The sequence below is a fragment of the Streptosporangium sp. NPDC049078 genome (genome assembly GCF_040648855.1).
Lineage (GTDB): Bacteria > Actinomycetota > Actinomycetes > Streptosporangiales > Streptosporangiaceae > Streptosporangium.
Genome location: NZ_JBEZEL010000004.1, coordinates 63,966 through 89,486 on the forward strand (window position 1 = coordinate 63,966; position 25,521 = coordinate 89,486).

Genomic DNA, 25,521 nt, shown 5'->3' on the forward strand with positions numbered 1-25,521 from the left:
ATCGACCGCGCCACGCACGGCATCCCTACTCGAAGAGGGACGGGTCTCCGGTGCCCCGGCGGAGGATCTCGGGCTCGTCCTGCGAGAGATCGACGACCGTTGTCGGGACGGCGCCGCACTCGCCGGAGTCGATGACGGCGTCCACCGCGTGGTCGAGCCTCTCCTTGATGTCCCAGCCCAGTGTCAGGGGCTCGGTCTCGTCGGGCAGCAGCAGCGTGCTCGACACCAGCGGTTCGCCGAGCTCGGCCAGCAGCGCCTGCACGACGACGTGATCGGGGATCCGGACGCCGACCGTCTTCTTCTTGGGGTGCAGCAGCCGCCGCGGCACCTCCTTGGTGGCGGGCAGGATGAACGTGTAACCGCCGGGGGTCGCCGCCTTGACCGAGCGGAACAGCGCGTTGCTCACATGCACGAACTGACCGAACTGCGCGAAGTCCCTGCAGACCAGGGTGAAGTGATGGTCACTTCCGAGGTCGCGGATCTCTCTGATCCGGTCGATGCCCTCCTTGTTGCCCAGCCGGCAACCCAGCGCGTAGCCCGAGTCCGTCGGGTACGCGATCAGCCCGTCGGCACGCAGAAGATCGACCACCTGCCCGATGAGCCGGGGCTGGGGACTGCTCGGATGCACATCGAAGTATTTCGCCACCCCCCGAGCTTAGAAGCAGGAAACCGCCCCGTACGACACACGGGCCCCCGGACATGACACGCGTGCCTCCAGGAATGGCCCGAGGCCGGTCGCCCGCCGAGGCGGTGTCGGGCCCGGCGGCACCGCGGCGCCCCGGCCGGGCCGGTCGTCCTCACCCGATCCTCGTACGGACGCTCAGGTGAAGCGCCGGTAGGTGATGGGGTGCGCCCCGGCCACCGACTGGATCTTGACGTGGTCTCCCGGCTTCGGGGCGGCGATCATCATGCCGTCGCCCAGGTAGACGCCGCAGTGGCTCGCCGGATATCCGAAGAAGACGATGTCGCCCGGCTGCGGCGGACCGGTGATCGGCTTGCCGCTCGCCTGGTATCCGGCGGCGGTGTTGTCCCCGATCCTGATTCCCGCCTCGTTCAGCGAGACGTGCACCAGGCCGCTGCAGTCGAACGCGTCGGGGCCGTCCGCGCCCCAGACGTAGGGCTTGCCGATGTGGCTCCTCGCGGCGGCCACGATGTCGGCTCCGCTGCCGTCGCCGGTCACCGTGAACGGGATCGCCCGGCCTCCTCCGCCTCCTCCGCCGCCACCGCCCGAGCCGCCCTCGTGGTTCCCCGACGACGATCCCCCGCCACCCTGTCCACCGCCACCGCTGCCGCCCTGCGAGCCGGGTTCCGTACCGGCGAGCGTGGTGGTGCGGGGCTCGTCCTCCCCCGCCACCGGCACCCACGGGGTGACGCGCCCGGGGCCGGGGACGAAACCCTGGTCTCCCGCGGCCGGGATGGCGGAGAACACCGTGGCGTCACCGAGATGCTTGTCGATCTCGCGCCGCGCGATGGACAGCGCGGTCTCGGCCGAGCCGACGTGTCCCCGCACAAGGAACACCGCCCTCTCGACCTCCTCGCCGATGCCCGGTTCGAGCTGCTCCGGGGTGGCGTGCGGGTTGCGACGCCGGTATTCCGCCACCCGGGCCAGCAGGTCGTCGCAGACACGCTCGGCGTTCGTCCTCGCCGTCTCGACGGCGCCGGCGGCGGCCTCCAGGGAGGTCGCGCAGTCGCCCATCGTGTCCCGCAGGGAGGCGCCCGCACTGTGGTAGCGCCGCATGTACGCCACGAAGGCGTCGGCGGAGGCGCCCTTCCAGGCGGTGTCCACCTGGTCGACCGCCTTCTTCAGGAGCGTGAACGGCTCGGCGGACGAGCCGGCCGCCCCGCGCCAGCGGGTGGCGATCGCCCGGATCGCGGCGGGATCCCCGTCCGTCCTCTTCACCAGCGCGGCCAGGACCTGCCCTCCGGGCAGCGCCGCCACGGCGTTCATGTCGGTCATAGGACGGGCAGGTGGTTACCGGTGTTCCGCTCGGCCCTGGTCACGTTCTCCTCGATGGTGTCGAGGGCACGCTCGACGCCGTCAAGGCGGCTCTTCACCGTGCCCAGCTCCCGGTCGGCGTACCCTTCGACCCTGCCGATCGCGTCGGCGAGCTCCTGGGCACCTGCCAGGGTCCCGAAGATCGAGGAACTCGCGCCGCCCTTGGCCGGGAAGTCGTCGCCGACGCCGGCGAGTCTTCCCCCCTGGGTGTTCACCGTGACGCGCAGCTTGGCCAGCGCCTCACGGTTCAGGTCGAATCTTCCCACCGGAGCCGACTCCCCTCCGCGGTCGCCGGGAGACCGGCTGCCCGGACGACGATCTGGCTCGTTGGCCGGTTGCCTGCCCACCGTCCGGCCATGTCCACCAAGAGGCGATCCTATCCGCCCGACAACGATCATCGCAGCACAGAAGCACACCCGTCATCTCGGGTCGCCCCCCGCGACGCGAACGCCCCGGACACCCGCCGGAAAAGACGCGGGCGTCCGGGGCTTCGGAGCGGGTCAGACCTGTCGGGCGATGCCCTTCTCGACCGCCTCGATGATCCGGGGCCGCAGCTCGGAGCAGCTGATGATCGCGTCCACCGAGCCGACGTCGACCGCCCGCTGGATGCTGTGCACGCGGTCGAACTCGGTGGCCACCTCGGTCAGCTTCTCGGCCCGCACCGACGAGCGCAGCTCGGCCAGCTCGGCGGCGAGCGCGGCCCGGGTGGCGGCCGGCGCCTCCGCGACGCGGGCGGCGAGCGCGAGCACCCTGGGGTCGTTGCCGGTCCGCTTGTCGACGTCTCGCGCGAAGACCACCGCGGCGGCCGGGGCGCCGCCGAGCACCGAGGCGAACGAGCCCTCGACCGCGAGCACGGTCAGGTTCGGGTTGAGCGCCTTGGAGAACACCACGAAGGCGCCACCGTGATAGCGCGAGATCACGCAGAACACGATCGGGCCCTTGAAGTTCACCACCGCGCGGCCGATCTCCGCGCCGTACTCCAGCTGCAGCTTGCGCATCGACTCGGGGGAGCCGTCGAACCCCGACAGGTTGGCCAGCACGACCAGCGGACGGTTCCCGCTCGCGGCGTTGATGGCCCGGGCGGTCTTCTTGGACGACCGGGGGAACAGGGTGCCCGCGGTGTAGGTGTCCGGGCCGTCGGTGGGCGGGAATCCGCGGCGCGGCACGGACCGCGACTCGATGCCCAGCAGGCACACCGGCCGGCCGCCGAGGTGGACGTCCCAGACCGCGGCGGTGTCGGCGTCGGCCATGCCCGCCCACCGCTCCAGCACGGGGTGGTCCTGGTCGGACAGCGCGCGCATGACCGTGCGGATGTCGAACGGCTTCTTGCGGTCCGGGTTGGACTCGGCGGAGAAGATCTGACCCACCGTCGTGAAGTCGCTGTCCGGCACGGCGTGCGGGAACGTCGACACGTCGCGGTCCACCGGGTCGCCGGTGATCGCCTTGCGCGGCCCGCTCTCCCCCGGCGCGACGTAGCTGTGGTCGTAGTGCGACATCAGGATCTCCCGCGCGCCGCGGATGTCCGGCGCCCAGTACTGTGCCTGGCCGTTCGGGCCCATGATCCGGTCGTAGCCGCCGATGCCGTGGTTGTCCTCGGCCGACACGCCGCCGGAGAAGTCGAGCGACTGCTTGCCGGTCAGCACCATCGCGGAGTCCGGCGTCATCACCAGGATGCCCTTGGTGTGCATGAGCATCGTGGCCTCGGCGTTCCAGTACGGCTGGGCGCCGACGTTGATGCCCGCGACCACGATGTTGATCTCACCGCCGTCCTGGGTGAAGGTCACGATCCGCTTCAGCGCGGCCGCCACCCAGTCCATGTTCTCGGTGCCGGACGACATCGAGATCCGGGCGCCCGCGGAGAGCGCGAACCACTCCAGCGGCACCCGCATCCGCTCGGCGAGGTCGAGCGCGGCGATCACCCGTGCGCACTCGGGCTCCGACAGCGCGCCGAGTGCCTTCGTCGGGTCGCCCAGCAGCACGACGCGGGTCATGCCCTCCGGGTGGCGCGGCGTGGGTGTGCTGACGACACCCGCGACGAGCGCGGCGCCGTTGCGCCCCTTGGGCCGGTTCACCGGCACCAGCCTCGCGTACTCGTCCAGGTCGTACTCGGTGAAGGAGCCGAACGGCCCGGCGAGCATGTCGGTCAGCTCGTACGGGTGGTGCGTGCCGCGGCTGTGCGCGCGCAGCACCTCCTGGCGGTAGTCGTCCAGTGGCTCGACGGGCTCGGTCGGCGGCGGCACGATGGACAGCCGCACGCCGGAGCCCACGTCGTAGCCGATCCGGACGGCGATGTCGACGAGCTCGCCGGTGACGCCGTCGCGGCGCCTGCCCAGGAACAGCACCTCCTCCAGGCCCGCGCCCGCCGTCGTCGGCAGCACGCGCTTCGCCACGGTGTTCAGGTCGTCCGGCGAGAGGTCGTTCGGCGGCCACACGTAGATGACGATCCGGTTCGTGGCGGAGGTCTTCGCGCCGGGCTTCTTGGCCCGGCGGATCGCGTCGAGGCAGGTGGCGAGCACGTTCTCGGCCGCGGGCAGCGCGACGAGCCCTCCCTCGTCGTCGCGCAGCGGGGTCAGGTCGCGGACCTGCCCCAGGGCGACGAGCCGCTCGTCGGACGGGTTCTGCCGTGCCGAGGCCCGGAAGAGGTAGACCTCCTCGTCGGGCGCGGGCAGCCGGGTGAGGTCGAAGTCGCGCAACCGCTCCAGCTGCATGCGCTCGGCGATGCGCGGGTGCAGGCCGCGCAGCAGCCGCTCCTCCACGAAGCCGTCCGCGGACGGCCGGAAGGTGAAGTGGTGGTGCATCACGGCGCCGCTGTCGCCCGTGACGGTCGCGGCGATGCGGCCGATCCGGTGCGACGGCTGCTGCGCGGCCATGACCTCGCGCAGGCGCGCGGCCATCTCCTCGGGGTCGTCGGGAGCGTCCGGCCAGGTCAGGTAGATGTCGGCCACCAGCTCGCCGGTGCCGGCGAACTCGTCGACCGCCTTGACGGCCTCGGCCAGTGCCAGGAAGTCGACCGCGGTGGCCACGACGCGGCCCGCACCGCTCGTGGTGCGGTGGTCGGCGACGACGAACGTGCAGCCCGCCACCTTGCTCGTCCGGATGCCGCTGAGCGCGCGGTTGCCGTAGTAGCGGCGGATCAGCACCTCGAGCAGCGGCACGGGGTCCACGTCCTCGCGGCCGATCCGCTGGCCGACCAGCCGGACGAGCGGCTCGGAGCTGGCGACCATGGCGGAGATCCGCTCGGCGCGGTCGGGCGAGTCCGGGTGCTGGTCGAGGTGGCGCAGGTGCTTGCGTACGGCCGTGTAGACCTTGGCGCGGGTGCGGCGCAGCAGCGGCTGGACGAACCAGGCGAACACCACGCCGCGCGCCAGGTCCGCGACGGCCGGGAACCTGATCTGGGTGGCGGCGATCAGGTGCTCCAGCACCACGCCGACGGCGACGCGGTCGGCCTGGGCGGGCGGGGCCTCCTTGGCCCACTGGCGCAGCAGGGTCGTCACCACGGCGACGTCGGCGGAGGCGCGCCGCTGGGCGAGGAAGATCCGGAAGACCGCGTCCTCCAGCTGCGGCGTGCGCTCCAGGCCTTCGACGCCGTAGCGGGACAGCACGTGCGTGAGCCGCTGCTGGAAGCTCTCCGACAGCCCGGACCGGTCGGGGTCGAGGTACTGCAGGTAGGTGTGGAAGTACTCGCGGGGGCTGTGCACCGAGGAGTCGGGCTTGGACTCCTCGCCGGCGGGCCGGTTGCGGCTCAGCTCGCTCAGGTCGGCGAACAGGTGCAGCAGCTCGACCTCACCGGCCGGCTCGTGATCGCCCTTCGCGACGAGTTCGGCGCGCGCGGCGAGGTAACCGGTGAGCAGGCGCTTCTCGTCCTGCGGGTCGATGTCGAACCCCAGCAGGAGGCCGCGCAGGTCCTGCAGGCCGCGCGCGGCCCGCTCCGCCGCGGGCACGTCCACCGGCTCCGGCGGCAGATCCAGCTCGATCTCCCGCACCTCGGCGACGGGACCTGCCGTGCCGTCGCCCAGCGGTTCCAGGCGGAGCAGGCGGGCGCCCGCCTCCACCTGGCTGCCGACCGAGACCGCGAGCTCCCGCAGGCGTCCGCGGAACGGCGCGCGCAGCACGGTCTCCATCTTCATGCTCTCCACCACGAGCAGCGGCGCGCCGGCCTCGACCTCGTCGCCCGGCTGCAGTGGCGTGGCCACCACGAGCGCCGGCACGGGCGAGCGCACGATGCCGCCCTCGTCGCGGCTGATCCGGTGCGTGACGCCGTCGACCTCGACCAGGTGGATCGGACCGTGAGTGCTCGTGACGACCTTGAAGCGGACGCCGTTCACGGTGATCTGGCCGCTGTGCTCGTCGAAGCGCTCGATGTCGACGTCGGCCGTGTGCCGCAGGCCGCCCGCCGAGATGCCGACGCGGAACCGGTGGCCGCCGGTGCGCGCGACCTGGACGCGGTAGCCGATGTCGCGGAGCTTGAGTTCCAGCGCGCGGCCGCTCTCGTGCTGCGACTGCGGGCGGCCGCCGTGCGCGGCGGCCAGGAATCGCTGCCGCGTCACGGTCTCCTCGTCCTCGTACGCCTCGACGGCGGCGGCGATCAGCGCGATCGCGGAGTGCCGGTGTGACACGAGGGCGCCCTGGGCGCGCACGCGGTCGATCCAGCCGGTGTCGGCCGAGCCGTCGATCACCTCGGGCTCGTCGAGCAGCATGCGGACGAAGCCCTTGTTCGTCACGCCGCCCTCGATGATGACGGTCGTCTGCGTCATCGCGCGACGCAGACGGGCCAGTGCCTCGGTGCGGTCACGGCCGTGTGCGATGATCTTGGCGATCATCGAGTCGAAGTCGGCGGGGATCGTGTCGCCCTCGCCGAACCCGGTGTCCACCCGGACGCCGGGACCACTGGGCAGCGCGAGCCGCGCGATCCTGCCGGGTGAGGGCGCGAAGTCGCGGTCGGGGTCCTCGGCGTTGAGACGCGCCTCGACGGCGTGTCCCCACTCCTCGGGGGCCTCGCCCTCCAGCCTGCCGCCCGCCGCGACGTGCAGCTGGGCCTTCACCAGGTCGACGCCGGTGGTGATCTCGGTGATCGGGTGCTCGACCTGCAGACGCGTGTTGACCTCGAGGAACGCGAACAGCCGCTCGCCGGGGTGGTAGAGGAACTCGACGGTGCCCGCGCCCTTGTAGTCCACCGCGAGCACGAGCCGCTCGGCCGCCGCCTTCAGCTCGGCGACCTGCGTGGCGTCGAGGACCGGGGAGGCGGACTCCTCGATGATCTTCTGGTTGCGCCGCTGCACGGAGCAGTCGCGCACGCCCAGCGCCCACGCGGTGCCCTGACCGTCCGCGATGACCTGTACCTCCACGTGCCGGGCGCCCGTCACCAGGCGTTCCAGGAACACGACGCCGCTGCCGAACGCGCGCGCCGCCTCCTGGCGCGTCAGCTCGTAGGCCAAGGTCAGCTCGTCGGGGCCGGAGATCATCCGGATGCCGCGGCCGCCACCGCCCGCGGTCGCCTTCAGCATCAACGGGTAGCCGATCCGCTCCGCCGCCGCCTTCGCCTCCTCCAGCGTCTCCACCGGGCCGCGGCTCCACGGCGCGACGGGCACACCGACCTCTTCGGCGATCAGCTTCGAGCCGATCTTGTCGCCCAGTTTGCGCATCGCCTCGGCGCCCGGGCCGACGAACGTCACGCCGATCTCGGCGCACAGCTCGGCGAACGCCGGGTCCTCGGCCACGAAGCCCCAGCCGACCCAGGCCGCGTCCGCACCGGTCTCGACCAGGGCCTTTCTGAGGACGGCGTGGTCCAGGTAGGGCCGGTTCGCGGCGGGCCCCAGGTCGTAGGCGATGTCCGCCTCGCGGACGAACGTGGCCGTCCGGTCGGAGTCGGTGTACAGGGCGACGGTCTCGATCCGTGTTCCCGTCTCCGCGGCTAGGTCCTGAACGGCATAGATGAGCCGCATGGCGGCTTCACCGCGGTTGACGATGGCGACACGACTGAACACTGAGCGAACCTTTCGAAGCGGTGAACACGGCGGCCGTCCCCGCCCCGATCGTGGTACATACTCCCGGTCGCCCCCCGCTACCGGAAATGGCGGGGACTGAGCGTCTTTCGCGACCGGAGTTGTGAGGCTCGCACAAACGTACCCGCCGGGATGGCGTGGCATGCGACCGACATGATCCCTGACTCGGACTTCCCGGGTACGCGGCCCAACGGCCGTGCTCTTCGCGGGGGCGGTTCAACGGCAGGTCGGCGGCGCGGGCGAGGACCTGTGCCCGGGTGTGGCCGGCGGCGAGAAAGTGCCCGCCGATCGCCACGCGGAAGGCGGGCACGCTGCGGGCCTCGACCTCTCCGGGGGCGGAGCGGAAGGTGCCGATCGGTTCTCGCGGCCTCGCGCGTGACTCACCGTCGCGCGCGAGGTCCACCGTCGAGGTCGTCGTCGAGGCCGCCCGCGGCGAGGTCCGTCACGAGGTGAGGAGCTCCGCGGCGAGGGCCGAGGCTCGTCGCGTGGTGAGCCGCCCGTCGGCGACCACGACGGTGATCGCGCGTTCCAACCGGTCCGGCACGCTCAGCGGCGCGTCCCAGGCCAGGGCCGGTCCGACGCCCGGGTACTCGGCGACGCGCACGAACCACGGGTCGAGCCCGAGGGTCTGCACGAACAGCAGGCTCCAGTCGTCACAGGTGAGCGCGAGCCAGGGCGAGAGGCCACCGTGCACGGCCCGCTCGCCGGAGGTGCCTTCGGTGAAGACCTCCAGCCCGGTGGAGTCCTTGGGCGCCCGCCAGAAGAACCCCCCGTAGCCGGCGCCGGTCCTGCCCTTGCAGGCCGAGCTCTGGATCGACAACGGCGCGCCGGTCCGGTTGTCCAGCGTGAAGGCGACGTCCAGCGCCCAGGCGCCGGGCAGGACGCGGGTGGTGAGGGTCCGCTCCTCGGAGGCCAGGACGGTGCCGTCCGGTCCGACCCAGTCGAGGCTCTCGGCGAAGCCTCCGGGCACGGGACGCAGGGAGCGCCGCCGCTGGCGCCCGTGGTTGGGCAGGATCCGCGGGCCGGCGCCCGGTACGTAGGTGGAGCCGCCCCAGAAGTTGACCCCGTTGACATCGGAGATCGCCACGCTCGCCCCGAAATGATGCACGTGGTCGGCGGGCCGGCTCTCGGTCACGACCGTTCCGCCAAGGGTGCGGACCGGATGCAGGTGGGGGCGCGGCGCGTCCGTCGGCTGCAGGTCGCCCCGCTGGAGGTAGGTCGCGACCTGCCGCGAACCGGCCCTCAGCACCGTCTCGGGCCAGACCGTCTCGGGCCGGACCGTCTCGGGCCGGACCGTCTTCGGTCCGGTCGCCGCCCGGGAGCCGGGACCGCCGGGGAAGCCGAGTTCCGAGAGGGTTTTCAGCTCGGCCGCCGCTCGCGCGACCAGACCCTCGATGCCCGGCAGCACCAGCCGGGACGGCTCCGTGCGGAAGCCGTCGACGGGCAGCGGATCGGGAGCGCGCCGGATCTCGTCGAGCAGCCGGGTGAAGCCCCCGGTCCGCTCCAGCGGCACCAGCAGCTCCGCCCCCTCCCTGATGTGCGCCAGGAGGTTGCCGAGCAGATCGACCCGGTCGAAGCCGGTGCGGACACCGTCCACCTCGATCTCGTCGAGGGTGTAGAAGAGCAGGGCGGAGCGCGTCTCGCCGTGCAGGTGCAGGTAGGGCTCGGTCCTGCGGTCGCCGCACAGGCTCACGGTGATCGCGATGACGGTGCCGTCGGCGAGGCGGAGCCGCGCGCTGGAGGTGTCGTCGCAGCAGATCGCGTTGGCCCGGTACAGCTCCAGCTCGACGCCCTCGACCGAGGAGGCCGTGTCGGCACCCGCGACGGCCAGCGCGGTGGCCGTCGCGTGCGCGAACGGATTGGTGAGCGCGCCGTCCATCACGTCCACGCCGTCCAGCCTGCGGTGTCCCGCCCAGGGGGCGCGTGAGTAGTAGGTGAACGGGCGTGTCCAGGATCCGGCGACGCCGACGCCCCGAAGTGGTTCGCCCAGCGCTCCGGCCGCGGCGGGGACGGCGGCCGAGCCGAGCGACTGGAAGCCCACCTGGCAGGCGAGCCCCGTCTCCGCCACGGCGGCGGAGATCCGTTCGAACTCCTCCATCGACGGCGCGGGCGGTTTTTCCAGCAGCACGTGCGCGCCGGCCCGCAGGGCCGCGACGGCGAGCGGAGCGTGGGTGTGGATCGGCGTCGCGATCACCGCGACCTCCGCGCCGGTCTCGGCGATCAGCGACGGCAGGTCCGCCGAGAACGGTACGTCGAGGCCGGGCGAGGGTGGCAGGGTGTCGCATACCCCGGCGAGCTCGGCCCGGCCCGCCGCGGCGAGCCGCCGGACGTTCGCCAGGTGGTTCCTGCCGTAGCCGTGCACTCCGGCGACCACCACTCGCACCGGCTTCACGACGCCCACCTCGTCGGCGCCCCGGTCGCCCGCAGCTCCGGCCCGCTGATCTCCACCGGGAAGGGCGGGGCGAGCAGCCCGAGGTCGGTCAGCGCGGCCTCCTCCACCCTCTCCACCATCGCGGGGTGGTGCAGCGCGAGGGCGAGCTGGCCCGACAGCTCGGTGAGCAGGTGCGGGTAGACGGGGACGCCGAAGGCGCGGGCGAGCTCGGCGATCCGCAGGAACGGTGTGATGCCGCCGACCCGCACCAGGTTCGGCTGGACGACGTCGCAGGCGCCCCCGGTCAGCAGGTCGCGGAACCCGTGGACGGTGGCGACGTTCTCGCCGACCGCGATCGGGACGGTGACGCCGCGCCGCAGTTCCACGTGGGCGGACAGGTCGTCGGCGGGCAGCGGCTCCTCGATCCAGAACAGGTCGTAGCGCTCCAGGGCCCGCAGCGCGACGCGGGCCCGGTGCAGATCCCAGCGCTGGTTGGCGTCGACCATCAGCAGCCGGTCGGGGCCGATCACCTCACGGACCGCCGCCACCCGCTCGACGTCCTCGGCCGGCGAGGGGCGCCCGACCTTGATCTTGACCGCGGTGTATCCGGCGGCGACCCATCGCCGGGCCTGCGCCCGGAGTTCCTCCAGCGAGTAGTGGAGGTTGACCCCGCTGCCGTAGACGGGGACGCTCTCGCGCCGCGCGCCGAGGATCTCGACCAGCGCCCGCTCCCCGCAGCGCAGGTCCCAGAGCGCGACATCCACCCCGGCCAGGGCGATCGGGACGATCCCGGACCGGCCCGCCTCGCCGAGGTGAGCCGACAGCCGGTCCCACACCAGCTCCGGATGCGCCGGCAGGCCGATCACCGCCTCGCGGATGTCGTGCTCCAGCAGTGCCCTGATCGCCTGGGCCCCGATCTGCGGTGTCCACGCCATCCCGGTGCCGCGCCGCCCGTCGTCCAGCGTGATCGTGACGAGCAGCACGTGGTTGTGGGAGACGTCCGGGCCCCAGGGCCGGCTCAGGGGTACCGACCGTGGCGTGACCGTCAAGTCCTTGATCATGGCGCTACCAGGGCGAGCCCCGACTTGATCAGCGCCTCCAGTTCGGCCTCGTGCTCGGGCGCGACGGGCACCAGCGGCGGCCGGACCTCGCCCGCGTCCAGCCCGCGCAGCCGCACCCCGGCCTTGACCAGCGACACCGCGTAGCCCGGAACCCTGGAACGCAGCCGCACCAGCGGAGCGTAGAACTCGGTGATCAGCCGCTCGTCGCCGTTCAGGTAGGCGTTGGCGATCTCGGGGGCGAAGCAGAACACCGCGCTGGAGTACAGGCCGACACCGAGCGCCCGGTAGGCGGGCTGGGTGAGCTCCGCGGTCGGCAACCCGTTGAAGAACAGGAAGTCCCGGTGGGTCTCCCTGACGGCCAGCACGATCCGCTGCATCCGGTCGATGTCACCGAGGCCGTCCTTCAGCCCGATGACACCGGGGATCGCGGCCAGCTCGACCGCCGCCTCCGGTTCGAGCGCGATCGGCCCGCGCTGGTAGATGATCACCGGGAGTTCGGCGGCGATCGCCCGTACGTAGGCGGGGAAGCCGGGCCCCTGGACGAGGTAGGGCGGCATGAGCAGCAGCCCGTCGGCGCCCGCCTCCCTGGCGGCCCGCGCCTGGGCGAGTGCCGCGCCGATCGGCCCGCCCGCTCCGGCGAACACCGGGACGGCCCCGGCCGCCGCCTCCACCGCCACCCGGACGACCTCGGCGTGCTCGGCCTGCGACAGCGCGGTGAACTCGCCCGTCCCGCAGGCGGCGAACACGCCGCCCGGCCGGTGCTCAAGGCCTCGCCGGACGTGGTCGGCCAGCACGCCGGGCGCGAGGTCGCCGTCCGCGCCGAAGGGGGTGACGGGGAAGAAGAGGACACCGTCGAGATTCATGATCAGGGTCTCTTTCTGGAGAGTCAGGAGAGTTCGGTGCGCCAGCCGCGCTTGGCGGTCCAGCCGAGCAGCCGCTCGGCCTTGGCGGAGGAGAAGGCGGGGGCGGTGCCGGTCAGATGGGCGGCGAACGTCTTCGTCTCCGGCATGACGGCCGGCAGCAGCTCGGCCAGCGGCTCGCGCGCCAGGGCGTCGCCGGCGCCCGCGAAGAAGACCTCGCCGTTCGTCTCCAGCAGGGGGAGCCTGGTGAGCAGTGTGTCGACGAAGTCGCCGGCGTCGCGGGCGTCGAGGTAGTTGAACAGCGAGGCTCCGCCTATCTCGGGCCGGTTCAGCCGTTCGGTGATCGTGTGCCCGGACTGGGTGGGCGCGCCCTCCCACTCCTCGGGCGCGACGACGAAACAGGGGCGGAACGCGGCCATCCGGGTGGTCTCGGTGGTGCGGGCGAAGGTCCGCACGGTCTGCTCGGCCACGACCTTCGACAGGTTGTAGGCGTTCCAGGGCTCCGTCGGGTGGTCCTCGTCGAGCGGCAGGTAGGCGGGGGTCCATCCGCCCGGCGCGCCGTATCCGATCACCGTGGGGCTGCTGGCCACCACGAGCTTCTCCACCCCGAGGGCGACCGAGGCCGTGCAGACGTTGAAGGCGAGCTGGGTGTTGACGCGGAACGTGGTGGGCTCGGAACGGCTGAACGGCACCGCGATGGCCGCCAGGTGGACCACCGCCTGCGGCCGGAACCGTGCGATCACCGAGTGGGCCTCCCCCAGGTCGGTGAGATCCGCGGGAAGGGCCGAGGCGGCCTCTCGCGGGGTGCCCGGCGCGCTGTCCACGCCGATCACCTCATGTCCGGCCGCCGCGAGCGAGGTGACCACGCTGCGGCCGAGCCGGCCCGCGCTACCGGTGACGAGCACTCTGCTCACCGTGTGGACTCCTTCTGAAGACTGCAATCAGTTGCAGTAAACAATCGCGTCAGGCGAGACAATACGTCAAGTGAGCGGGGTCAATCGCCCGCAACCGGTCTCAGGATGGTTAGCTGATCTGCAAACGATTGCGTTAGGGTGTGCGCATGTCAGTGACCATTCGGGACGTCGCCCACGCCTCAGGTGTTCACGTGTCGACGGTCTCCCGAACCTTCTCGGCACCTCATCTGGTGAACGCCGAGACCCGGACCCGGGTGCTCGCGGCGGCCGAGAAGCTCGACTATCGGCCCAACCGGGCGGCCCGCTCCCTCAAGACGGGCCGCACCAACAACATCGGGCTGATCGTGGCCGATCTGGCCAATCCGTTCTTCCCTCCGCTGATCAAGGCCGCGCAGGCCGCCGCCCGCCGCCAGGACTACCACCTGTTCGTGGCCGACACCGGCGAGGACCCCACCGAGGAGGAGAACCTCGTCCTGGCCTTCTCCAAGCAGGTCGACGGCATCGTGCTGTGCAGCCCGCGCCTGTCGAACAAGGCTCTGGAGAAGCTCTCGGAACGCGTCTCGTTCGTGCTGGTCAACCGGCGTATCCGCGGGCTGACCACGGTCGTGATGGACGTCGCCCACGGCGCCCGCGTCGCGATGGAGCACCTCGTGCGACTCGGTCACCGGCGCGTCGCCCTGGTGACGGGCCCGGCCGGATCGTGGACCAGCGGGGAGATCCGCAAGGCCGTCGCGGAGATCCCCGGTCTCGACACGGTCGTCATCGGCCCCAACTCCCCCACCGAGGAGGGCGGCATCGCCGCCGCGGCCAAGGTGGCCGAGGCCGGGGTGACCGGCGTGCTCGCCTACAACGACCTCGTCGCCATCGGCCTCATCGGAGGACTGGAGGTCCTCGGCGTCGACGTGCCGGGCGACGTCAGCGTGATCGGCTTCGACGACAGCATCACCGGGCGGCTGCACCGCCCCAAACTCACCACGGTCGCGATGCCCGCGAGCGACGCCGGCCGGATGGCGGTCGACCTCCTCATCCAGTCGATGAGCGCCACGACCGTCCTGGAGACCCACCTGGTGGTCCGCGAGTCCACCGCGCCTCCCAGACAGGCCCCGTGAACTTCCCAGAGGCAGCCGGGCGGGCACCGCGCCCGCCCCACCGGCCGATCGGCTGAGACGGGCGCCGCCCTCGGCGACCACACCGCCGGGGGAAGGCGCGTCCGCCCGCAGGGGTGACTCCCCGGCCGATGAGACCCGGGCCGCCGCAGGCACCCCGCCCGGGACCCCTGCCGGAAACGGGTGCGCCGGGAGCCGCCCGCACGGCGTTGACCAGGCGTTTTCCGCTCGCCACAACGGGGGCACGCGTATGCCCGCAACTGCAATCGGTTGTACAAACTCGTCTTCGTGCGAGATTTTTCCATTCGGAACCCGACAGGGAATACCTCGTCTGACCTGCGATAATGCCAAAAGCTAACGTTACGATTCGTGATCCAGCTCACTGCAAAGGGTTGACGTATTAGTTCGTGACGCTATAGGAAAAGCGCATCCCATTCACCAACTCCCCGAAGGGCCAGTGATGACGCTGAGTCCCGCACCGGCGGGGACGGCCGAGATACCGGTCGCACCCCGGGAAAAGGCGGGTGCCCCCCGCCCAGGGCGTCTCAAGAGCTCCCGCGGCCGATCGCAGGCGCTGGCCGCCTATCTGTTCCTGGCCCCTTGGTTCATCGGCCTGTTCGCGATCACGCTCGGTCCGATGATCGCCTCGCTCTACCTGTCGTTCACCGACTACAGCCTGCTGAGCGAAGCCCACTGGGTGGGCCTGGACAACTACGAGAAGATGTTCGTCCAGGACGACCGGTTCATGGCCTCGCTGCAGGTGACGACCACCTATGTGGTGGTCTCCGTCCCGCTGCAGCTCGCCTTCGCCCTGGCGCTCGCGCTCGTGCTGGACAGGGGCCTGCGCGGCCTGCCGTTCTACCGCTCGATCTTCTACCTGCCGTCGCTGCTCGGGGGCAGCGTGGCGATCTCGATCCTCTGGCGGAAGATCTTCGGGACCGACGGCATCGTCAACTCGTTCCTCGGCCTGTTCGGCTACCAGGGCCACGGCTGGGTGACCAGCCCCGACACCGCGCTGTGGACGCTGATCATCCTGCACGTCTGGACGTTCGGCGCCCCGATGGTCATCTTCCTGGCCGGGCTCCGCCAGATCCCGCAGAGCCTGTACGAGGCGGCCGCGGTCGACGGCGCCGGCAGGTGGCGGAAGTTCCGCTCGATCACCCTGCCGCTGCTCACCCCGATCATCTTCTTCAACCTGGTGCTGGAGGTGATCAAGTCGTTCCAGTCCTTCACCCAGTCGTTCATCGTGAGCGGCGGCAACGGCGGACCGGTCGACTCGACCCTGTTCTACACGCTCTACCTCTACATCAAGGGCTTCAAGAACTACGAAATGGGTTACGCGGCCGGCATGGCCTGGGTGCTGCTGCTCATCATCGCCGCGCTGACCGCCGTCAACTTCCTCATGTCTCGATTCTGGGTTTTCTATGGCGACGACAAGTAAGCGCGTACCGGCCCTCTTCCGGCCCGCCCCGCGCCTGGTCAGGCACCTGCTGCTCATCGCCGCCGGGCTGCTCATGCTCTACCCGCTGCTCTGGATGGTCTCCAGCTCGTTCAAGCCCGAGGAGCTGATCTTCCGGGAGCCCGGGCTGATGCCGACCGCGGTGACGGCCGAGAACTACACCGAGGGCTGGGGCGCGCTCAAGCACTCCTTCGGCTACTACCTGTGGAACTCGGCGGTCCTCACCGCCCTGGCGGTGATCGGCAACCTGGCCGCCTGCTCGCTCGCGGCCTACGCCTTCGCCCGGCTGGAGTTCCCGCTGAAGAAGATGTGGTTCGCGATCATGCTCGGCTCGATCATGCTGCCGCACCACGTCACGGTCGTCCCGCAGTACATCGTGTTCGCCAAGATCGACTGGATCAACACGATCTGGCCGATCGTCGCGCCGAAGTTCCTCGCGACCGACGCGTTCTTCATCTTCCTGATGGTGCAGTTCATCCGCACCCTTCCCCGGGAGCTGGACGAGGCGGCGGCGATCGACGGCGCGGGCCAGTGGCGCACGTTCACCCGGGTGATCATGCCGTTGTGCGTCCCGGCGCTCGCGACCACCGCGATCTTCACCTTCATCTGGACGTGGAACGACTTCTTCACCCAGAACCTCTACCTGACCAACTCCGACAACCTCACCGTTCCCGTCGCGCTCCGGCAGTTCATGGACTCCAGCGGCGAGTCCTCCTGGGGGCCGCTGTTCGCGATGTCGATCATCTCGCTCGGCCCGATCTTCGGATTCTTCCTGGCGGGCCAGAAGTACCTCATCCGCGGTATGGCGACCACCGGTCTCAAATAACCCTCCCCATCCCCCACCCCCGGAGGTATCCCGATGAAGCGCATCCTGGCGGCCACCGCCATCACCCTGCTCGCCGTGTCGGCAACCGCCTGCGGCAGCGACGACAGCGGTGATTCCGGCGGGAAGACGAAGGTCGTCTTCTCGTACTGGGGCAGCGACGCCCGGCAGAAGCTGACCGAGTCGGCCATCGCCGCTTTCGAGAAGAAGAACCCGACGATCGACATCGAAGGCGACTTCTCCGACTGGGACAGCTACTACGAGAAACTGGCCACCAAGACCGCGGCCGGCGACGCCCCCGACGTCATGTCCATCGAGATCCGCGGCCTCGCCGAGTACGCGGGCCGCGCCACCCTCGCCGACCTCACCGGCAAGCTGAACACCGCCGACCTCGACCAGGAGGTGCTCAAGGCCGGTCAGATCGACGGCAAGCAGTACGCCGTCCCCACCGGCGTCAACACCTTCCCGATCATCGTCAACAGGGCGACGGTGGAGAAGGCGGGCGAGAAGGTCCCCGACGACACGACCTGGACCTGGGACGACTACATCTCGATCTCCCAGAAGGTGACCGAGAAGGGCGACGGCAAGATCTGGGGCACCGAGTGGAACGTGAACCCCGCCTTCCTGCAGCTGTTCGCCGCCCAGCGCGGGGAGCAGTTCTACAAGGACGGCAGGATCGGCATGTCGGAGCAGACCATCAAGGACTGGTGGGCCCTGCTACAGAAGATCGTCTCCACCAAGGCCGGTCCCGGCGCCGCCCAGATGCTGGAGACCGGCACCAAGGTCGACCAGGCACTGCTCGCCACGAACGCCAGCGCGTTCGGCAGTTGGTGGAGCAACCAGCTCACCGCGCTGAACAAGGGCTCCGGCCAGGAACTCGACCTGCTGCGGATGCCCAAGGCCGAGGGCGCGACCACCGCCGGCATGTTCCTGCAGCCGGCGATGTACTACACGATCTCGTCGAAGACCGAGCAGGCCGAGGCCGCGCAGAAGTTCGTCGAATTCCTCGTCAACGACCCCGAGGCCGGCGCCATCCTGCTCAGTGACCGCGGCCTGCCGACCAACGCCAAGGTCGTCGACGCCGTCAAGGACAAGCTCACCCCGACCGACCAGAAGGTGCTCGCCTTCATCGACTCGATCAGGAGCGAGCTGAGCCCGATCGTGATCCCGCCGAAGGGCGCGATGGAGATGGAGGACATCCTCAAGCGCGCCAGCGACTCGGTGCTGTTCGGCAAGGCCTCCGCGGACGACGCGGTGAAGTCCTTCCTCAACGAGGCCAACGCCGCCATCTCCCAGTGACCGGCCTCCCCTGACGTGTGCCGTACGGCTCGCGCCGAGCCGTACGGCACACCCGCCACTTTCCCGTCCCCCTGATGGAGTTCCTGATGCGATACGCCTTCGTCGGACTCGGCCACCGGGTGCAGCTGTACATCGACGCGCTGCTCGGCGAGTGGGGCGACACCGGCGAGATCGCCGCCCTCTGCGACGTCAACCGGACCCGGATCGGCTACTACCTCGACCGGATCGGACGCGACGTCCCGAGCTTCGCACCGCACGAGTTCGACAAGCTGCTCCAGCTCGCCGACGCCGTCGTGGTCGCCACCGTCGACGCCGCCCACGCCCGTTACGTCGTCGCCGCGCTGGAGGCGGGCAAGGACGTCATCGTGGAGAAGCCGCTGTGCACCACCGCCGAGGACTGCGCTGCCATCGTCGAGGCCGCCGAGCGCAGCACCGGCCGGCTCGTCGTCACCTTCAACTACCGCTACTCGCCGCGCAACAGCGCCGTCCGCCGGCTGATCGCCGACGGAGCGATCGGCGACGTCGCCTCCGTGCACTTCGAGTGGGTGCTCGACACCATCCACGGAGCCGACTACTTCCGCCGCTGGCACCGCGACAGGTCCAGCTCAGGCGGGCTGCTGGTGCACAAGTCCACCCACCACTTCGACCTGGTCAACTGGTGGCTGGCCGACACCGCCCGCTCCGTCTACGCCCGGTCGGCGCTGCGCTTCTACGGAGCCGCCAACGCCCGCACCCGTGGCCTGCGCGACCGGCCACAACGCGCTCACGGCGCACCGGAACTCGGCACCGACCCCTACCTCCTCGACATCTCCGCCGATCCCCGGCTCAAGCGCCTGTACCTGGACGCAGAGCACGAGGACGGCTACATCCGCGACCAGGACGTGTTCGGCGAGGGCGTGAGCATCGACGACAACATGGCCGTCCTCGTCGGCTACTCGCGCGGGGCGACGCTCACCTACTCACTCAACGCCCACGGCCCCTTCGAGGGCTACCGGGTGGCCTTCAACGGCACCGCGGGACGGCTGGAGCTGGAGGTCGTCGAACGCGCCTGGACCCCGCCGCGCGCCGCGATCGACCCGACCGCCGCCGACAAGGCCCACGCCCCCGGCGCCTTCGAACGGCTCGTCCTGCACCGGCACTGGAGCGAACCGGAGGAGGTCGCCATCCCCTCGGGCGCGGGCGGCCACGGCGGCGGCGACGCCCTCATGCTGAACGACGTCTTCCGCGGCGCGGGCGAGGATCCGCTGGGCCGCCAGGCGGGGCACCTCGCGGGCGTCGCCGGCGTGATGGTCGGGATCTCGGCGAACCTCTCCGCCGCGACCGGCGCCCCCGTTCTCCTCGACGAGGACGGCACCCGGCTCGCGCGCTGACCCGGTAGAAGCAGGCGCGCCGTCGAAGCGAGCGGATCACCCGGGGACGCGGAGTCGTTCACGTCAGGTTTGCAGGGCGGAGCCTAACTTCGCCCCCATGCGAAAGACTCTTCCAGCGATCACGGCCGTCGTACTGGCGGCGACCCTGGCGGCGTGCGGCGCCGCTCCCGGCGGCCCGCGACCGCCACGGGCCACGGAGGCCGGCGCCACCCGGTGCGACCACCGGCTGGAGGTGGCGTTCGGCGCGTGGGCCGACGCGGGGTTCAGCGGATCGATCGCGATCCTCGAAGGCGGCAGGGCCACCTGCCTCGCCGCCTACGGCACGGCGGACGACGCCACGGGAAGGCAGAACACCCCGGAGACGGTGTTCAGCATCGGATCGGTCACCAAGGCGTTCACCGCGGCGGCGGTGTTCACCCTGGTCGAGGAGGGAAGGCTCGCGCTCGACGACCGGGCGGGGAAGATCCTGCCCGAACTGGGCGGCGCCGCGGCCAAGGCGACGGTGCGGCAGCTGCTGCTGCACACCGGCGGGCTCAACGGCTCACACGGCCGCGGCGACTACGAGCCGCTCGGCCGGGACGCCGCGGTGGCGGCGATCGGCGCGTTGAGGCCGGCCTTCAAGCCCGGCCGCGGCTACCTGTACTCCAACGCCGGCTACACCTTGCTCGCGCTCATCGTCGAGAAGGCGTCGGGCAGGAGTTTTCGCGCCTACCTGGCCGAGAGGGTCCTGCGGCTGCCCGGCGGCCGGGTCGCGGGAGGATTCTGGGAGGGCGAGCCGGCCGTGACGGGGCCTCGGGCCGTCGGGCGGCTCGACAACGGCGCGATCGGCCGCTCAGGCGGCTTCGACGGGCCGTACTGGGCGGTGGAGGGCAACGGCGGCCTCGCGATGACCATGCGGGACCTGGCGACCTGGACGCACGCGCTGTTCACCGGAAGGCTGCTCTCCCGCGAATCGGCCGAGATCATCGGCAGGCCGGGGCACGATCTGGGCGACGGCAGGTCCGAGACCCCGGGGTGGGTGGCGTTCGACGAGTCGCTGTTCGGCGAGCCGTTCCTGAGCACCGCGGGGGGCGGCGGCGACGTCGGCCACAACACCGTCGTCGCGTGGATCCCCGGGCAGGAGCGGGTGGTCGCGATATCGGCGAACAAACCGGAGGTGAGCGCCGAGGACCTGCTGCGGGTGGTGGGGCCGGCGCTGCTCGTCGGCGGCCCGCTGCCCACCCCCACCGCGGCGGCCCGCGGCGGTGGCGATCTCGCCGCTATCGTCGGGTCGTACGAACTGAAGACGGGAGGCTCCCTCGACGTGAGCACCTCCGACGGCGGGCTGACGGTCTCGGCCACCGGCCCCGACGCGGTCGCGGCGCTGTTCCCGCCCCGCGATCCCACCGCGGGCGATCCGCGCGGGCACGACGAGCGCGTACTGGCGCTGCTGGCCGGTAAGACGCAGGAGGGCCGCAAGGAACGCGCGTCCCTGGAGGCCGCCTTCGGGCCCCTCGGCGCCGTCACACCGGCCGGCACGGTGACCAGCGGCGACGAGGTGCGCACCTACGTCACCCTCACCGCGGGAACGCGACAGGTCCTCGGCTGGTACTCCGTCAACGAGCAGGGAGGCATCGAGGCGGCCGAGGTTCCCACGAAGGCCCCGGAACTGACCTTCGTCGCCTCCGGAGACGGCCGCTACCGTCCCGACGACCCGGCCGGCACCGGGCCGCGGGTGAGCCTCTCCTTCAAGGACCGGCAGCTGCTCGTCTCCCGGGCGGACGGGACGACGTCCGCACGACGGACCGGCTGACGCGCCGTGCGTATCCTCCTCGTCGAGGACGACCCCGACCTGGCCGAGGTGGTCGCCCTCGGCCTGCGCAACGAGTCGTACGCGGTCGACCTGGCGGCGACCTACCGTGAGGCGGAGGAGGCGCTGCGGACCACGGCCTACGACGTGGCCTGCTTCGACCTCTCCCTGCCCGACGGCGACGGGCTCGACCTGGTGCGCCGGCTCGCCGGCGATCCCGACCTGCACCGGCCCCGGCGCACGCTCGTGCTGACCGCCCGCGACGCCGTCGCCGACCGGGTGGCCGGGCTGGACGCCGGCGCCGACGACTATCTCGTCAAGCCGTTCCACTTCACCGAGCTCGTCGCCCGGTTGCGGGCACTGGGCCGGCGCGCCGACGAGCACGGGTCGATCCTGCGGGTGGGCGAGCTCACCCTCGACCTCACCGCTCACCGGGTCTGGCGGTCCGGCGTCGAACTCGATCTCACCTCGCGCGAGTACGCGCTGCTGCGCTATTTCATGCACCATCCCGGCGTGACGCTCTCAGCCGAGGACCTGCTGGAGCACGTGTGGGACGCCCACGCCAACCCCTTCACCGCCTCGGTGCGGGTCATCCTCAGCCGGCTGCGCAGGAAGCTCGGCGAGCCCGCCCTGATCTTCACGATCACCAACGTCGGCTATCGGCTGGAGAGGCCTCCCTCATGACCCGTCCCTGGCGGTCACTGCGCGCGCGCCTCGCCGTGCTCGGATTCCTCGCGATCTACCTCCCGGTTCTGCTGCTGTTCGGCGTGATCCTCGTGACCGACACCGAGACGACCTTCCAGACGCTCGACGGCGCACAGAGCGTCCGGAGCACCTCGGTGCACAGGTCCGCGTGGGTCAGTTGGACCATCCTCGCGCTCGCCCCGGCCGCCGCCGCGCTGGCCTGGTGGTGGGCGGGCCGGGCGACGGCCCCGATCGAGCGGGTCCGCGCGGCGGCCGACGACATCGGCGGAACGGACCTGAGCCGGCGTATCGCCCTGGAGCGCGGGCCGGCCGAGGTGATGGCCCTGGCCGCCGCCTTCGACGCCATGCTCGACCGGCTGGAGCAGGCCGCCGCCACGCAGTGGCGGCTGATCGACGAGACCAGCCACGAGCTGCGCGTACCGCTGTCGGTGCTGATGACCAACGCCGAGGTGCTCCTCGACCACCCAGCGCCCACCGTCGAGATCTACCGGCGAGGGCTGGAACGCTCGCGAGCGGCGTCCGAGCGGCTCCAGACGACGATCGACCACCTGCTGGTCGACGCCCGCGCACGGGCCCGCGCCGTCGACCGGCGGCCGGCCGACCTGATGGCCCTGGCACGCGGCGTCGTCGAGCAGGCCGGCGTGCCGGCGGCCGGCAAGAAGATCGGCCTGTCGGTCACCGGCCCGCCCACCGCCGTGTGCTCCGTCGACGAGCCCACCGTGAGCCGCGCGATCTCCAACCTCGTCGACAACGCGATCAGATACGCCCCGGCCGGATCGGAGGTGGATATCGGCGTCGAGGTCACCGACACCGAGGCGACGCTGGTCGTGACCGACCACGGCCCCGGCATCCCCGCCGACGAGAGGGAACACGTCTTCCAGCGCTTCTGGCGCGGCCGGCGCGACGTGCCCGGCACCGGTCTCGGCCTGCCGATCGCCAGGCAGATCGCCCTGGCCCACGGCGGCGACCTCACGCTGGATCCTCCCCACCCGGCCGGCGGCTGTGCCTTCCGGCTCACCTTGCGCCGCTTTGTATGAGCACTGTTATATTAGTGCTATGACATCTTTGGATCCCACCGCCTCCCCCGGACGATGGGACGCGGTTCACGCCATGCTGGCCGCCCTGGACGCCCAGATCGAGACCGTCTACGTCGAACGCGGCATCGAGGGAGTGCGCCCCCGGTTCGCCTATCCGCTGATCCGCCTCGCGCACACCGGCCCGCTGACGATCCGTGAACTCGCGGACTCACTGGGCCGCTCGCACTCGGCGATGAGCCAGACGATCACGGCGATGCGGCGCGAAGGGCTGGTCGACTCCGAGCTCGGCACCGACGCCCGCACCCGCCGCATCACCCTGACCGGCCGCGGCCGCGCCCTCATCCCCTTCCTTGAGGCCGAATGGCGCGCGACCGAGGCCGCCGTCGCCGAACTCGACGACGAGATCCCGCACGCGCTCAGTGCCGTCGTCGCCGAGCTGGAGCGCGCCCTGGCGCGGCGGCCCATGCGAGAGCGGATCCTCGCCCACCTCCACGAGCCGCCCGCCCCGGCGGAGCCGTCCCCGTGACCTGGCGCGAACGGCTGATCGACCTCCGCCCGCTGCGCACCAGCAGGCCTTTCCGCGACCTGTGGATCGGATCCTCCCTCGCCTCAATCGGCCGGCAGGTCGCCGGGGTCGCCGTCCTCCTGCAGGTCTGGGACCTCACACGCAGCCCGCTCTGGACCGGCGCCATCGGCCTCGCCACAGCCGTACCCCTCCTCGTGCTCGGGCTGGCCGGCGGATCGCTCGCCGACGCCGTCGACCGCAGGAACCTCGTCCGCGCCACCACCGCGGGTCAGGTCCTGGTGTCCGTGGGCCTGGTGGCGCAGGCCGCCGCGGGCAACCGTTCCGTCCCGCTGCTGCTCGCCCTGATCGCCGCGCAGTCCGGCTGCGCGGCGCTCGGAGCCCCGGCGAAGCGCACCTTCCCCGTCCGGTTGCTCCCCGCAGACCAGGTCGCCGCCGGGCTCGCCCTGCAGAACGTCGCCTTCCAGGCATCCATGCTCGCCGGACCGGCCCTCGCCGGCCTCGTGCTCGCCCAGTGGCACTATCCCGCCGCGTACGCGATCCAGGCCCTCGCCGGCGTCGCGTCACTGATCGCCGTGATGCGGCTGCCCGCGATGGCCGTCTCACGCACCGGCGACGATCGGCCGCCCGTCGACGGCACGCCCCCGCGGCGCGGTCCGGCCAGGGGAGGCTGGCGGATCATCCTGCGGCGCCCCACCCTGTGGGGCGCCTTCGCCACCGACCTCGCCGCCACGCTCCTCGCCATGCCGATCGCGCTCTTCCCCCTGATCAACGAGATCCGCTTCGAGGGAGACCCACGGACGCTGGGGCTCTTCCTGTCCGCGATCGCGCTCGGCGGGCTCGGTGCGGGCCTGCTGTCCGGAACCGTCACCCGGTTGCACCGCGGCGGCCTCGTCCAGCTCTTCGCGGCCACACTCTGGGGTCTCGCCCTGGCAGGCTTCGGCCTGGCGGGGCCGCTCTGGCTCGCCCTCGGCTGCCTCGTGATCGCCGGTGCGGCCGACACGGTCGCCGTGGTCACCCGCAGCGCACTGGTCCAGCTCGAGACACCCGACCGTTACCGGGGGCGGGTCTCCTCGGTCGAGCACGTCATCGGCGTCGCCGGACCGGAGGCCGGCAACTTCCGCGGGGGACTTCTCGCCTCCCTCACGTCCGCACCCGTCGCGCTCGTCGCGGGCGGCCTCGCGGCCGCGCTCTGCGTCGTCACCATCGGCCTGGTCAACCGGCCCCTGCGCGGCTACCGCACCCCGTCCGGACACGAGGAACACGAAGCACGTGAGGCGCCGCCACTCCCCGACGCGGCACCCGATCGCGAGATGTCACCCGGGTGCTGAGCCGCACGTGGTTCGCCGGAGACGGCGGACGGCACGACCCCGCTATGAACCACCGTCACGAACGCCGTCACGAACGCCGTCACGAACGCCGTCACGAACGCCGTCACGAAGGAGTTTCGCGCGACGCGGCCCGCAGAGAGGCGGGCAGTTCACCGCCGCCTGCCACATGCTCGACCAGTTCGAGGACGGCTCCGGGACCGCCGTTCACCCGAAGCCACCGGCTCACCCGGCACGCGGCCTTGGCGTACGCGTCCGGGTCGGCTTTCGCCGTGCGCAGCCACTCGTCGAGCGTCCGAGGTGGCGCCTCCCCTTCGGGAACCCGGCACCGGTCGCCGGCCGTCTCGGGCTTCAGATAGCGGGGATCGTCGGAGACCACGACGGCCAGCCCTTCGTCGAACCACTGCGGGAGCGGCGCCGCACCGGATCCGAGGCGGGTGTGCACCTCGACGTGCGACATCTCGTGTGAGGCGATCACCGGGTTGACACCGCCCGGTGACAGCATGATCGCACGGTTCAGCACGGCGATCCCACGCTCCCCGCCGCCGCCGATTCTGCGGTAGCACGAGGCGGTGAGGCAGGCCAGGATGTCGGGAGAGCTCCGGCGCCCGCCGTAGAAGTCCGCCACCCGCCGGCCGGCCGCGTCGATCACCTGCGCCACCTGCCGCTCCCTGTCCGCCGTCAGGCCGGACTCCACGTACAGACCCGTCCTGACCTGTCTCATCCCGTAACAGGTCGGGCAGGTCGTGGCCGCGAGCGAGGGGAAGGCGAGCGCGATGCCCGCCACCGCGGCCGCGACCAGTCCCGTGACGACGACCGGCAGCCACCGCCACACCCTGCGTCTCCGACTCATCACGCCATCCTCCGTGTCGACGTCG

19 protein-coding genes are annotated in these 25,521 nt (G+C 71.5%); 10 read left to right on the top strand and 9 right to left on the bottom strand.

Annotation, left to right across the window (positions count from 1 at the left end; translation table 11 throughout):
• Positions 1-25: 25 nt before the first annotated feature.
• From AB0B90_RS07435 to AB0B90_RS07470, 8 genes are all read right to left on the bottom strand, one after another.
• Positions 26-646, bottom strand: coding sequence for an L-threonylcarbamoyladenylate synthase (locus tag AB0B90_RS07435; RefSeq protein WP_350946163.1), 621 nt, complete (start codon positions 644-646; stop codon positions 26-28).
• A 174-nt stretch (positions 647-820) separates the two neighbouring features.
• Positions 821-1,948, bottom strand: coding sequence for an NlpC/P60 family protein (locus tag AB0B90_RS07440; RefSeq protein ID WP_362921419.1), 1,128 nt, complete (start codon positions 1,946-1,948; stop codon positions 821-823).
• Between the two features lie 5 nt (positions 1,949-1,953).
• Entirely contained in the window at positions 1,954-2,262 is a 309-nt protein-coding gene (locus AB0B90_RS07445) for a hypothetical protein (protein ID WP_350946165.1), read from the bottom strand.
• A 234-nt stretch (positions 2,263-2,496) separates the two neighbouring features.
• The gene (locus AB0B90_RS07450) at positions 2,497-7,980 is read right to left on the bottom strand and encodes a carboxyl transferase domain-containing protein (protein ID WP_350946166.1); all 5,484 of its coding nucleotides are present in this window, start codon (positions 7,978-7,980) and stop codon (positions 2,497-2,499) included.
• A gap of 460 nt (positions 7,981-8,440) precedes the next feature.
• Complete coding sequence (locus AB0B90_RS07455) at positions 8,441-10,390, bottom strand: DUF6807 family protein (RefSeq protein WP_362921422.1); 1,950 nt, start codon at positions 10,388-10,390, stop codon at positions 8,441-8,443.
• Positions 10,387-11,430 carry a mandelate racemase/muconate lactonizing enzyme family protein gene (locus tag AB0B90_RS07460; protein WP_362921424.1) on the bottom strand — a complete coding sequence of 348 codons (1,044 nt, stop codon included), beginning with the start codon at positions 11,428-11,430 and terminating at the stop codon, positions 10,387-10,389. Before AB0B90_RS07460 ends, AB0B90_RS07455 begins: the two co-directional genes overlap by 4 nt.
• Positions 11,427-12,293 (bottom strand): 5-dehydro-4-deoxyglucarate dehydratase, encoded by an 867-nt coding sequence (locus AB0B90_RS07465; RefSeq protein ID WP_362921426.1) that lies wholly within the window; start codon positions 12,291-12,293, stop codon positions 11,427-11,429. The genes AB0B90_RS07460 and AB0B90_RS07465 overlap by 4 nt, the downstream gene beginning before the upstream one ends.
• 23 nt (positions 12,294-12,316) lie before the next feature.
• On the bottom strand, positions 12,317-13,204 hold the full coding sequence (locus AB0B90_RS07470) for an NAD(P)-dependent oxidoreductase (RefSeq protein WP_350946170.1): 888 nt from the start codon (positions 13,202-13,204) through the stop codon (positions 12,317-12,319).
• A 146-nt stretch (positions 13,205-13,350) separates the two neighbouring features.
• On the opposite strand from AB0B90_RS07470, the gene AB0B90_RS07475 reads away from it, so the two are divergent.
• The 10 genes from AB0B90_RS07475 (at position 13,351) to AB0B90_RS07520 (ending at position 24,646) form a co-directional block, all read left to right on the top strand.
• Positions 13,351-14,313: a LacI family DNA-binding transcriptional regulator gene (locus tag AB0B90_RS07475; RefSeq protein ID WP_350946171.1), complete on the top strand. Its 963-nt coding sequence runs from the start codon at positions 13,351-13,353 to the stop codon at positions 14,311-14,313.
• 457 nt (positions 14,314-14,770) lie between these two features.
• The gene (locus AB0B90_RS07480; protein WP_350946172.1) at positions 14,771-15,751 is read left to right on the top strand and encodes a sugar ABC transporter permease; all 981 of its coding nucleotides are present in this window, start codon (positions 14,771-14,773) and stop codon (positions 15,749-15,751) included.
• Positions 15,735-16,595: a carbohydrate ABC transporter permease gene (locus AB0B90_RS07485; RefSeq protein ID WP_350946173.1), complete on the top strand. Its 861-nt coding sequence runs from the start codon at positions 15,735-15,737 to the stop codon at positions 16,593-16,595. The genes AB0B90_RS07480 and AB0B90_RS07485 overlap by 17 nt, the downstream gene beginning before the upstream one ends.
• Before the next feature lie 33 nt (positions 16,596-16,628).
• Positions 16,629-17,891: an extracellular solute-binding protein gene (locus AB0B90_RS07490; protein WP_362921430.1), complete on the top strand. Its 1,263-nt coding sequence runs from the start codon at positions 16,629-16,631 to the stop codon at positions 17,889-17,891.
• 74 nt (positions 17,892-17,965) lie between these two features.
• On the top strand, positions 17,966-19,261 hold the full coding sequence (locus tag AB0B90_RS07495) for a Gfo/Idh/MocA family oxidoreductase (RefSeq protein WP_362921432.1): 1,296 nt from the start codon (positions 17,966-17,968) through the stop codon (positions 19,259-19,261).
• Positions 19,262-19,358: 97 nt separating this feature from the next.
• The gene (locus AB0B90_RS07500; RefSeq protein ID WP_362921434.1) at positions 19,359-21,053 is read left to right on the top strand and encodes a serine hydrolase domain-containing protein; all 1,695 of its coding nucleotides are present in this window, start codon (positions 19,359-19,361) and stop codon (positions 21,051-21,053) included.
• Between the two features lie 6 nt (positions 21,054-21,059).
• On the top strand, positions 21,060-21,734 hold the full coding sequence (locus AB0B90_RS07505; protein WP_350946177.1) for a response regulator transcription factor: 675 nt from the start codon (positions 21,060-21,062) through the stop codon (positions 21,732-21,734).
• Complete coding sequence (locus tag AB0B90_RS07510) at positions 21,731-22,792, top strand: HAMP domain-containing sensor histidine kinase (protein WP_362921437.1); 1,062 nt, start codon at positions 21,731-21,733, stop codon at positions 22,790-22,792. The genes AB0B90_RS07505 and AB0B90_RS07510 overlap by 4 nt, the downstream gene beginning before the upstream one ends.
• Positions 22,793-22,811: 19 nt before the next feature.
• Positions 22,812-23,318 (top strand): MarR family transcriptional regulator, encoded by a 507-nt coding sequence (locus AB0B90_RS07515; RefSeq protein WP_362921439.1) that lies wholly within the window; start codon positions 22,812-22,814, stop codon positions 23,316-23,318.
• Positions 23,315-24,646 (top strand): MFS transporter, encoded by a 1,332-nt coding sequence (locus AB0B90_RS07520; protein WP_362921441.1) that lies wholly within the window; start codon positions 23,315-23,317, stop codon positions 24,644-24,646. Before AB0B90_RS07515 ends, AB0B90_RS07520 begins: the two co-directional genes overlap by 4 nt.
• Positions 24,647-24,749: 103 nt before the next feature.
• On the opposite strand, the gene AB0B90_RS07525 is transcribed toward AB0B90_RS07520, so the two are convergent.
• Positions 24,750-25,496, bottom strand: a complete 747-nt coding sequence (locus AB0B90_RS07525; protein ID WP_362921444.1) for a hypothetical protein — start codon at positions 25,494-25,496, stop codon at positions 24,750-24,752.
• Between the last annotated feature and the right edge of the window lie 25 nt (positions 25,497-25,521).